We start from the raw sequence: 11304 nt of genomic DNA on the forward strand, positions 1-11304 counted from the left end.
TTTATAAACTATGCATAACACCTGATAGCGAAAACGGCTGCCGGCACATCTGCAGAAGGGTGTTCGAGAGATATCACCAGCTCGTCCGTAACACAAGGTTCAGGAAGTTCTATCACATTTCTAGTCTGAAAATTTGCCCGCTGTGTATAAATAATCTTTCCGTTTCCATCTTCAATGCTATAATTCCGAACACAAAATGGCATCACGGTCTCAGGATGGGTCATTAATACCGACTCCATCGCGTGATCCCAATCGGTATCAAAATTAATTTCAATCCTTCTTATGCACTGCTTCTGCTTCCATTTAATCGAAATTATTGGCTGCTGATCGTCCGTTGCAGCGACCCAGGCATTCGGACGGATTGTCGGCCGATCAATACCATTACGCACATTTTCGATCCCAAAGATGGACGGTCCCGATGATAGTTGAATGGCGAGATTATGTCCTTCGGGCCGACGTTGTGGCGTCCAAAATTCAAATGAATCCACTCCAGATCCCGACAAGGCTACTTGTTTACCATTATTTGAAACGGCTTTATTCACTCCATTAAAAACAGAAAGCAATCCAGATATTCGCCGCGGGGTATAGGCCAATCGCACATGTTCGTTTTGGAGAAACGTAAGGAAAACATATTGATCCTCATGTATCTTCAATCCAAAATCCAATGTTACTGTCTGAACACCAGGTTTTACACTAATTTTTATTTTCCCTAGCTCCTGATCTGGCGTAAAACCACCTTTCCTTTCACTGCTTCTCAACTCGACTTCCAATATTGTTGGCTGCATCGCTTCTATCTCCAAAAGAAAGATAGGCAAGGCGCCTGCAACTACAGGAAGAAGTTGTGCTGCGGAAATGTCTAGATTTTTCCACAAAATATTTTCTTTGAAGAATCCTTTAAAGTCCAAATTGCTCGAAGAAGTGAGTTCTGCCTGCTGTACAAGATCGCTGTTATCGGACAAATGAAAACCAGGGATATACTGACCGACTCGTTGCAGCTCTTTTTGCAATTCCGTCATATAATAGGATTGTCCAACTTCTCGTGGTGCAAGTTGGTGCTGAACACATAGTTTTGCCGCTACCGCCACAGCCTGCGCAACATAAGCACATGTCGCCATTACCCGAGTCGCACCAAATGCGACATGGGATACACTGATCAGACGCCCCGCCAAAAAGAGGTTTTGAATATTACGACTATATAAACAACGATAAGGGATATGGAAAATACCTTTACTATGCCATTGGTTGCAGGGCTGACGGTCGCTAAAGACACCATCCGCAGGATGCAGATCGATGGACCAGCCTCCATAGGCTACGGCATCTGGATGTTGACGCTGCTCGACCACATCCTTTTGTGTCAGGATATAATCACCTTCAAACCGACGGCTTTCTCGCTTTCCGGGAACCATTCCAACCCATTCCAATGTGAGGGTATCAGCTTCAGGAAATTGTCCTGAATTTTTGATATAATCCCACACACCATAGATGATTTTCCAAAGTTCCCATTTGATCTCTTCAGTATCATGTACAGTATCTAGACGCCCCCCATATTCCACCCACCACAACTTGCAGCCATGTTCTTTGGCATTGAAATTTTTGAACCGTGGTATTTCTTTGGTAACATCCATGGCAAAAGCTGGGGCAGTATAAGACACAGATTTTCCGACATCTTTGGTATAGAAATAAAGGGTATGGCCCAAAAGCTCACCATAGGAAGTATCTGGTGCCATAGCCTCATCAAATTCTTCTCGTGTTTCAGCCCCCATGCGAAAAGCAGCTCCGGAGAGAAAACCGATTATACCATCTCCAGAAGCGTCGCAAAATAAAGATGATTCAAGGGTATATTGTGTGGAGTTCTGGCTGCAAAAAGCATTTAATGATTTGATCCGTTCACCAGCTTCTTTGTGGACTTCATAGACACTGGTATTAAGCAACAATCGGATGTTGGGTTCTTGTTTTACCTTGTCAAGTAAAATCATATCCAATATCACGGCATTACCCTCCGGATTACGATACACATTTTCAACCAATATTTCGTCAATAACTCCACCTTCTCGACTCCAACGATTGTTGTTACCCATATGGGAAGTGGCACCCAGTATCCACAATCTAACCTCACTGGAGGCATTCCCTCCAAGTACAGACCGATCCTGTACCAACACGACACGCAAACCTTGCCTAGCTGCTGTAATCGCAGCGCACACGCCAGACATACCACCACCCACAACCGTTAAATCAGCGGTAACAACTTCCTTCTTTAATGTTCTGGAGGTTCCCCCCTTGCTATAAATCATATATACTTTCTTTTTTATCTAGTTTATCACCTTATTCAACACCCCTTATACTGGGGCAAATTCGTCTATTTTATAAATTTGGAAATCACATCTTTCCAGATAGTGTATCCTTCAGCGGTCAGATGCAGACCATCCTCCCGATAGTATGCCGTTACTAAATCACCATTGACATCCAGCATTTTGGAATATACATCTGCGTAGGCCGTTCCAGACTGTTGTTCTAAAAACTGTTTAATGCGTGCATTAACCTCTTCGATCTGTATTTTATCTTTCAATCGGCGCGGTGAAGGTTTGATGGAGATATAAATTATTTCAGCATGCGGTTTGGTTTTTCGTATTTCACTAAACAAGGCAGCAAACTGCGCTACAATACGATCTGTAGACCAATGCAGCCCAATGTCGTTGTCGCCTTCATAAATAAAAATTTGCTTTGCATTGTATGGTGTAATCAATCGGTCTCTATAGGTATACAGATCGATTGTCTTGGTTCCAGAGACCCCTCTATTCAGCACAGCCCTACCGACGAAATCGTCCTTTAGTGTTTTCCAATTTTCAATGGTCGAACTACCTACAAATAAGATTACATTGTCGGGTGGTGGATTTTGCTTATCCAGACGTTCATAGCGCTGTATCTTCTCCTCCCATTTCTGCTGCTGTGTCAATACAGTTTGGGCATAGGTAAACGATATGCCCAAGCAGAGGAACAGACAGCTAAATAGCTTTATTAATTGAGTTGCTTTCATCTAATTATTTTTTTATTCATTAATCGATTTCCCTCTTTAAGACATTATTCATCAGTATTTATTTTCAATGGTATTCATGAGCTCGTTTACTCATTAAATTGGTATTCTAAGGTATTCGTGAGCTCAATCGTTTGGTTCACTCGGTTCATGCTACCCTTGGCGGTATAAGTATCTGGTCTCATCTCTCTTATTTCTTGTTTTCTAGCCGTCTTTAAAATTGGTTTCCCACGTAAGAGTATCCGTCCTAAATAAATTGCAGAGGAGTCATATTTTGTAGGATGTTGAACAATATCCTCTTGTTGAGATGGCCCCAAAATCAGCCGCTTATCTGCTTTCAATGATGATATACGAAAACTGATTTCATGCTTCCCTTGTGGCAATCTGATCAAATCATATTGACCTCTATATCGATTATAACAGTAGGCATTAAAACGATTCAACAGGGTATTACCGTTATCCCCTGTTGTTATTTCATAGGGCTGAAAACTATCTGACTGTAATTTCTGTAGATTTATTCGATGGCCATCTACCCAGACTTCAAGCTGTCCCACCTCGGGTCCACCGATATCAAATAGGCCAAATATATCGCCTTCAAAAGCGAATGAACACTGCGCTCCCTCTTCCCCAGCTACCATCACCGTGTCAAACCATCCATTGAACGCCTTTAACTTGGATTCTTTTGTTGAAATCGCCCCCCATTTTATATCAAAATCAGCAATATCATCGGGTATGTACATCCCCGCGACATCCCATTCGGAAGAAACTAGCGGTTTGGGCAATGGATGAGACTCCGTCCTTGACAATCTTTTCATTTTGTCAATTCCACGGGCAATGGCCGCTGCATATAGATTTCCACCGGCTTTAAGTGGATGGATACCATCGGTTGAAAATAAAATGCGTTCTCCTGCAGCTTGCACATCTCCCTTCCATAACAGCTTATCCTGAAATTCCAGGTGAGCAATCTCCATTCCCAAATGTACTGTAGGAATACGGTAATGATCGGCTAATGCTTCCAGGGCTTTAATATGTAACGGTATTTTTCCATTGCGATATAGCTTGGTTTGCCCTCCCAAAATGGCATAAATTAAACAGATATCGGTATGATTGTCATGCTGGATAATCTGTCTGATCATTCCCTCCATGCCCGCGGCATAGGCGCCATTGACTGCAAAGTCTATGATAACCAGATCGGGATGCTGTGTCAATACCTGCTCCTGAATTCTAAAGGCTCCCAGATCTGTACCTGTACCAGATACGCCGGCATTGACCCACATAAACCTGGTAGATGGATAACGTGCCTGCAAATAGGTGGAAATCTGCATTCTGTAACAATAATTTGCCTGTGTCAGACTTCCACCAATAAATGCGACGGTCACATCTTGACCATCAGTAATTTTAGCAAGAAAATTAGGAATACCACCGCGCACTATACACTCGTCATCTCGCTCAAAATCGCTTGGATGAATAAGTTCCTCTTTATGGAGATCCACAGAAAATAATAGCTGCGAGGCAGTACCTTGTGAAGCGGCAATCTTATCGAGCTCCCGGGTATTCTGCGCACTCAAATCAGTCATTGTAAAAAAAAGCAATAGGATCGTTATGATTAATTGATAGCTACGCATACCATTTGAATACAAGTCCTCGTAAAATATTTTTAACATCAATCTACAACCGTGATATTCGAAGTAAAGGAATTCGCAACGATATCTGATTGCAACATATTCCTGCCCCCCACTTTTACATTTTTGAAGGTCACGTCTTTAATCATATGCTCCGCATCATAGCCCTCGAAAGTAGCCGCTGTGGCACTGCTGACACAATCAATAAATCGAATATTAGAAATGGTTCCGGGTCTATAGACTGGATTTGAATTCGAGTTCTGCTTAATATACATCAACACGAATCGTGTATTTCCAATGGTCTCATCACGGATCCCTTCGAAGGTGATATTCCTCACATCGGCCCAATCCGAATGTGGTATCGCCACAGAATGACCTCCCCAAGTCATTTTGGCTATATCAATATCTTTGAATGTGAGTTGTTCGACACTACTGGTTTCCAATGAAGAACCTATACGAATACCTACGCCCACCTGGTTTTTCCAGATCATACAGTCGTGGGCGCTACAATTTAAAAGTGGTGTTTCACCATCTGCAGCGGCATTTGTTGCGTGCCAACCAAAACCATCATCCCCCGATCCAATAAAACAGTGTGAGAAATGCACATCTTGACATCCTGAACCTAAATCCAAACCATCATTGTTCTGCCCAAAGCTCAATAGATTAAGATGGGATACGTCGACATTCGACGAATTGACCATATCCACTTGCCAACCTAAAGCGGCATGCCGGACACCAAATCCCCTAAGTTCCACATTTTGACTACGGTAGACTTTGACAAAGTTTCCAGCGACAGGAGCGGTACGATCATCAATATAACCTCGACCGATCAATTTGACATTAGACACGTTTTCTATCAATACCTTTCCTCTTAAAATCGCGCCCTCTTCTAAATAATAGGTTTTATTGGACTCAAGTTTAAAAACTCCGTTTACGCCATGATGTATCCCCTTGGCAAAAACAACGGCCCCAGGTTTATACGCACTGTAATCGGGAGATCCAAATAATAGTAAGGGTGCTCGACCAGGGATAGCTAACGCATAATTGTAATATTCCGGGAGGGTAAAGGACAATTCATTTCCATTCTTCACAACCGGTATATTCAATCTTTTAGGTGAAAGCGTAAAATTTGAGAATGCACTGCTACAAATAATCTTGACCTGAGTACCGGGCACATAATTAAACAATGCGGTATGTAAATCCGTTTGTCCGCCATTTTGGGCCAGATCATAACAGGTTTCTTGCCATACGTCCAAGGTATCATTGTTGACGATAACCTGATAAGCCAGACTTTTCACCATCGGTGAATCCAATTGCCCGGCAGCAGACGCCATTCGTGCAAGTTTATGTTCTACTTGTTGTTGATTCTGCTGTTCATTTTGCTGTAAGCTCTTTTCGATCCCTGTACAACTTAAAACCGTAAACATTAGTCCAAAGAATCCTGGTAAAATCCAACAGTTTTTTAAATGTTTAATGTTGCTATTCATACTATTAGTTGATTTTAAATGGTTATTGATAGTTGATTTTTATTACTTTTAGTCCCGTTGCTGGCAGGGTGATTTTCCACCCTGGAGATGCTGACATTCCGATTTCATTCTCCCCATTGGCATTGAGAAGAAAAGCCTCCCGCTGCTCTGATCCGAATAGACGCTGGGATTGGCCTTTATCCACCCTGAGCTGAATATCCTGCTGATCCACACTATTGTTCAACAAAACAATATAGAGCTCCTTAGTATCACTGTTCGTTGCCAGGATATAATCTATCTGTGCATTATCGAGGCTGATAAGTCCCTTTTTCATTTTCAAATCGACAGACCTGCCAAATATTCTCCCTTTATCAAAGCCATAACTGCGGTGTGGCCCAACTTTAGGTGTTATAAATCCACTCGGAAAGGAGATTTTACCATTGGAACGAACTGCTGCTTCGGAGAGCAGATAATCGGTAATCCATCCCAATTGCCACCAGGCATGATGTGGAAATGGCCCAGCCCCTTTATTCATCGCATCCCAGTAATAGGAAGCGACTCCGGTATTGGCATCCACAAAAGCATCCCGTCCCCAAGCTGCAGCTCTTGCCATATCCAGCAATAGACTGTCTTTCGTCTGTGCATACAGTCTTACAAACAGCCCTGCATGGCTCGATAACAGAATAGGGCCATGATGATTTGCAGAGCCCATAATACCTCCATGTTCAAATCCTAGCCCCGCTTGACTGATTTCCCAATCTTGACGAGCGGTCCCATTCACACGTTTGATCTCGCGAGAGGGGATCGGATGCGTATAGATCGATGTTGTATAGTATCTGGTGACCTGATAAGCTGCCGCTTGATAGCGTGGATCCTTGGTCAATGTATACATATCGAGGAGGGCCTGTATAGACTGTGCTGTTGCAAAATCAGGTGCAAATCGCGTATCACCACAGACACCGAGGAACCATCCTTTTTTTGCGGCATGTTCGACAAACCAGTTTGCGGCCTTAATTGCTCCAGCTCGATATTTTTCGTCCTTTAGCAACTGATGCGCAACCAAGAGTCCATAAAATGTTGGTCGGAGATCGGATAGGTCCTCAAACATGGGACGACCTGACTTATTATCATATGCAACCTCCCAGTGTCCATCGGGATTCATTGTTGACAACAGCCAATCTGCGGCTTTACGCAAGGCTTGTTTAAGATCAGATCGATCTGGTTCAAAAAGTAATATATTGCCGATATCCATCAACATGTAATAGCTGGTGCCAATGGGCTCGCTATACGGACCCCATTCTTCGGTAAACTGCTGACTGCGATATAGGTAATACTGCCCGGCAGCTGATCCATAAAAGACCCCAGGTTTCTGTTGTTGTTGCTGCAACTTGAAGTTTAAGGCTGCAGGGAGTCGTTGCTGTTTGAGTGTGGTATCTCCAGTCAGTCTAGCCAGCATCCACATCGCACCATAATCAGAGTTTTTCATGGCATCTTTTGCAGATCCATACACGCCACCCAGATAATCCTGAGCACCAATCACCGTATTCTTATCATTTACGGTCCGCCACTTGGAAGTGCTATCTGCTAAGACATAATCATACATCGCGTAAAGGCGATCCGTTAAGGAACGATTTGTCTCTTTCAATTTTAAAAAATTACTAAACTTATAAACATCTTTTATCACATGCCCTAGAACATTGTACCACGAAGTTTGCTGAATTGTATATCGAAATGAAAATGTGATCTCTTGTCCTTCGTTCAAGTAAGACCCAGCCTCCCCCAGTACTGGATGATAGAGTGTCGGTGTAAGTTCGTTATTTCGATTCATCAATGACAATCCAAGTTTCCAGTCCGCATGAGTCTTTGTGTCTTTCAACCAGGGATCCCTTGCAGTTCCGGGTTCAGCTACGGTCGCTAAGGTCACTCCAGATTGTGTCGTTAACAGCGCCGCTAATGTAGAGGCTGTACGTTCACGGACAATGACCGGACGATCAGGGATGCCATGTCCATAAGCGTAGGCATCCACAAAGTCAGGATTGAGCGCTGCTCCTTGGAATAATCCCGGAATCACCGCCCACTGAAACTGCTTGCGATCACCAATCGCCAGTGATGGCGACGACAGGGAATAATAACCGCTTTGTTTCGCTTTTAAAGTCATCTGTACACGGATATCATGCGTATGATCTGGATCAAGGTTCCATTCTTCTGACAGGGCAATTTTTTCATTTTCGTATTGAAATCTCAACCCCGAGGGTGAATCTGAAGCCACTATAGTCGGCTGATAGTGTAATACTTCACCAGCTGTATTTAGGCTTACAGGTGATAAACTTTGCGACCAGATTGGAATTACATAACGATATTGAGAGTCTGGAAAATGAATGAGCTTCCCATTATGATCATAAACAGTCGTAGATTTATCTAGTGGTTTATTTTTAGCATAAAGGATCGTTCGCTGCTGTGTCGCCATCGTTAGCTGTTTTTTTCCTCCCGCTCCATCTTTCAAGGCGAGGGATTGAAGCTGATAGCCATTTTTACCCTCACGCCAGATCAGTTGGAGCACACTATTTTCTAGGTGGACATCAGCCCCGCTTTGTGCGAAAACATTTGCGAAGCATAAAAATGGCAGTATCATCATCGTCTTCCATACCCCTGCGCAATGACTGTATCCTCTATTTAACCGTTGCATATCGATCATGGTGTAATGGTTATTGTCACTTCGGCGTACCCAGCTTTGCGACCACTGTACCAGTCGGAGGAGGTTTCAAACACAGCTTTATAGACACCTGGGGTCTTGTACACATAGCTGTATTCCCGCAGATTTGAACTAATATTTTTAAGTGCTATTCCTTTGTCCGCGATGGATTCCTTTACTTTAAAACCTTTGCTAATCACCCAATCATCATTATCGGTATCGGATGCAACACCGCCATACATCAATAGCTGTGTTGTCGAAATTGTCCATCCCTTACTGTCATTTAGAAAACTTACAGCATTCCAGCCTGCATTGGATATCGTAGCAACATTCGTCTGCACGCCTTCTGGCGATACTTTTACTGCATTAAAACTGCGAATGACCCATCTGTTCTGTTGCGGCTTTTGAAAGTCGGTATATCGGAACGCCAGATATATTGATCCTGTATCAACTGGACTGAGATACGATTTTAAACTTACAGTTCCGGAGGGCGTATTATCTTGCCCCGTGGAGAAAACGGCTTTGTCTGAAATATCTGTCCAGGCCGCTTTATCAACCTCTTCTTTAGTGTATATTCCGCTGAAATTATTGGAAACCAATAATTTTAGATTGTCATAGATAACACCCCATTGTACGAGTGTTTTGAAATCTACCTGTAAATCGTTATCTGCATAAAGGCGATCTTTCAAGTCATAGTTGTGTCCGTTCTCTCCAGAATAGAATACAATATTGTCAGGGGTTCCCTCAAATCGGAATACAACGGTATCACCTACCTTGTAACTTGAGGCATTCGTCCTGACCTCCATATCGGCACTGGCGATATCCTCTTTCATACAACTGGCACACAATACGGCCAGCATGAGATACATCATCGATATTTTCATCTGTGTCTATTTATTTTGTGATCCACCAGATTTACCAACCTGGATTTTGGACAATCTGTTTATTAATGGTTATCTCTGTATTTGGTATGGGAAACAGCACATTTCTCTCCGTCGTGTTCAGGCCAGCATTACCACCATATCGATGTGCCGCAGGTGCATTGACTGAAATATCGCGTCCCAAGGCATTCATAGTGGGCATATAAATTCCCCAACGAATTAGATCATGTCTCCGGATACCCTCGAAACAAAATTCACGCAGGCGCTCGTCTTTTATATAGTCTAGAAAAGCTATTTTATCCATTCCGCTAGGCGCATCACTATCTCCATTAACCTCATTTAACGCCTTACCAAAAGCTCTCCTACGTACTTGATTGATTGCTTCATAGGCGGCTGTAGTTGGGGATTCGTTGACCTCATTTTCTGCCTCAGCTTTCATCAGTAATACATCGCTATACCTTATAATTGGAAAATTGGTTGAATTGGCACTTCTTACTTTGGTACCGGTCTCATACTCCCGTCTCCATTTTCCAGGGTTTCGATCATAAAGTTGAGCTGCACTATAATATTGTTTTTGCGTAACTCCCGCCGTAGTCACAAATCGGTAAGGACTGATACTCCAATCGCGCCGCATCGTATCTTTCTGACCAAACAAACCGTATAATTTGGCTGTAATCCGCATTGCTCCGCCTGAATATCCAATACGTTCATCGGGACATTCTATACCGTTCTCAATACCTACCATGCCAGCCTGATCGATGTTGCCGATCTTATTTCCAAACATGCCAACTTCCCAAAGGCATTCTTTCGACTCATTGATATCTTGTGAATGGTTGATAAATATTTGCTTATAATTGGGATTGAGCTGATGCTTTCCTGAAGCAATCACTTTATCCGTATATTCGATAACATTTTGATAGCGAGCGTGATCATTGAGGGGCTGTCCCGCCATTTTTAGAAACACACGGGCCAGTACGGCCTGAACAGCCGTTTTGCACACTCTTTCATTAGCCACTACTCCATTTTCGTAAACCAGGTTTTCCGCTTCCTGCATATCTTTCACAATTTGCGTATATAAAGCCGCCAGGGTAGCCTGAGCTGGGTAAGGGTCGTTGGGAGACCGTGTAGAGGATAGTTTTAAAGGAACTTTTCCAAAGAAATCGGTTAGGATATAATAGTAATATCCGCGCATAAAGAGTGCTTCGCCCTTGATGGCGTTTCTTTTGGTGATATCCATCTCTACACGATCAACATTTTCCAATAATAGATTTGCTCTATTTATCCCTTCGTATAAGGTTTCCCATAATCTAGTAATGTCCAAATCAGCAGCGTCCATGACCATCACTCGAATATTGTTGATTGATATATTCTTGAAATAGGCCTCATCACTAACGACAAGATAGCTAAAAAGCCCACGGCTATACATCCGCCCATAGGTGTCGATCAGCCTGTTATAGACTCCATTGAGACTATTCATCAATTCGCTTTCATTTCGAAAATATTTTTCAGTGGTCACAAAGTCAGGTTCTTTATCCAGCAATTTGGAGCATGAACTGGTTAGACAAGCAATACATATAGAAAAAATAAAAATGCGTTTCATCTTGATCAAAGG

General features: G+C 42.9%; 7 protein-coding genes. All 7 read right to left on the reverse strand.

From position 1 onward, the window contains the following. Positions 1-8: 8 nt before the first annotated feature. The 7 genes from M2408_RS17730 to M2408_RS17760 all read right to left on the reverse strand — a co-directional run bounded on the left by M2408_RS17730 (position 9) and on the right by M2408_RS17760 (position 11292). On the reverse strand, positions 9-2291 hold the full coding sequence (locus tag M2408_RS17730) for an FAD-dependent oxidoreductase (protein ID WP_259184003.1): 2283 nt from the start codon (positions 2289-2291) through the stop codon (positions 9-11). Positions 2292-2356: 65 nt separating this feature from the next. Beyond that, on the reverse strand, positions 2357-3034 hold the full coding sequence (locus tag M2408_RS17735) for a GDSL-type esterase/lipase family protein (protein ID WP_259184012.1): 678 nt from the start codon (positions 3032-3034) through the stop codon (positions 2357-2359). A gap of 86 nt (positions 3035-3120) precedes the next feature. After that, positions 3121-4608, reverse strand: coding sequence for an SGNH/GDSL hydrolase family protein (locus M2408_RS17740; protein ID WP_259184013.1), 1488 nt, complete (start codon positions 4606-4608; stop codon positions 3121-3123). Between the two features lie 86 nt (positions 4609-4694). Beyond that, a complete protein-coding gene (locus M2408_RS17745) occupies positions 4695-6140 on the reverse strand; it encodes a hypothetical protein (RefSeq protein WP_259184016.1) in 1446 nt (481 codons plus the stop codon). Positions 6141-6162: 22 nt separating this feature from the next. Further along, positions 6163-8814, reverse strand: a complete 2652-nt coding sequence (locus M2408_RS17750) for a glycerophosphoryl diester phosphodiesterase (protein WP_259184019.1) — start codon at positions 8812-8814, stop codon at positions 6163-6165. Then, on the reverse strand, positions 8811-9695 hold the full coding sequence (locus tag M2408_RS17755) for a DUF5017 domain-containing protein (RefSeq protein WP_259184021.1): 885 nt from the start codon (positions 9693-9695) through the stop codon (positions 8811-8813). Before M2408_RS17755 ends, M2408_RS17750 begins: the two co-directional genes overlap by 4 nt. 31 nt (positions 9696-9726) lie before the next feature. Further along, the gene (locus M2408_RS17760) at positions 9727-11292 is read right to left on the reverse strand and encodes a RagB/SusD family nutrient uptake outer membrane protein (protein WP_259184035.1); all 1566 of its coding nucleotides are present in this window, start codon (positions 11290-11292) and stop codon (positions 9727-9729) included. Positions 11293-11304: the final 12 nt, after the last annotated feature.

Origin of the sequence: Sphingobacterium sp. BIGb0165 (genome assembly GCF_024810095.1) — a bacterium.
GTDB lineage: Bacteria > Bacteroidota > Bacteroidia > Sphingobacteriales > Sphingobacteriaceae > Sphingobacterium > Sphingobacterium detergens.

What these genes read in the sequence shown, in the direction of transcription:
- M2408_RS17760 (WP_259184035.1), bottom strand. Translation starts at nt 11,292, where the DNA reads ATGAAACGCATTTTTATTTTTTCTATATGTATTGCTTGTCTAACCAGT.
- M2408_RS17735 (WP_259184012.1), bottom strand. Translation starts at nt 3,034, where the DNA reads ATGAAAGCAACTCAATTAATAAAGCTATTTAGCTGTCTGTTCCTCTGC.
- M2408_RS17740 (WP_259184013.1), bottom strand. Translation starts at nt 4,608, where the DNA reads ATGACTGATTTGAGTGCGCAGAATACCCGGGAGCTCGATAAGATTGCC.
- M2408_RS17750 (WP_259184019.1), bottom strand. Translation starts at nt 8,814, where the DNA reads ATGATCGATATGCAACGGTTAAATAGAGGATACAGTCATTGCGCAGGG.
- M2408_RS17730 (WP_259184003.1), bottom strand. Translation starts at nt 2,291, where the DNA reads ATGATTTATAGCAAGGGGGGAACCTCCAGAACATTAAAGAAGGAAGTT.
- M2408_RS17745 (WP_259184016.1), bottom strand. Translation starts at nt 6,140, where the DNA reads ATGAATAGCAACATTAAACATTTAAAAAACTGTTGGATTTTACCAGGA.
- M2408_RS17755 (WP_259184021.1), bottom strand. Translation starts at nt 9,695, where the DNA reads ATGAAAATATCGATGATGTATCTCATGCTGGCCGTATTGTGTGCCAGT.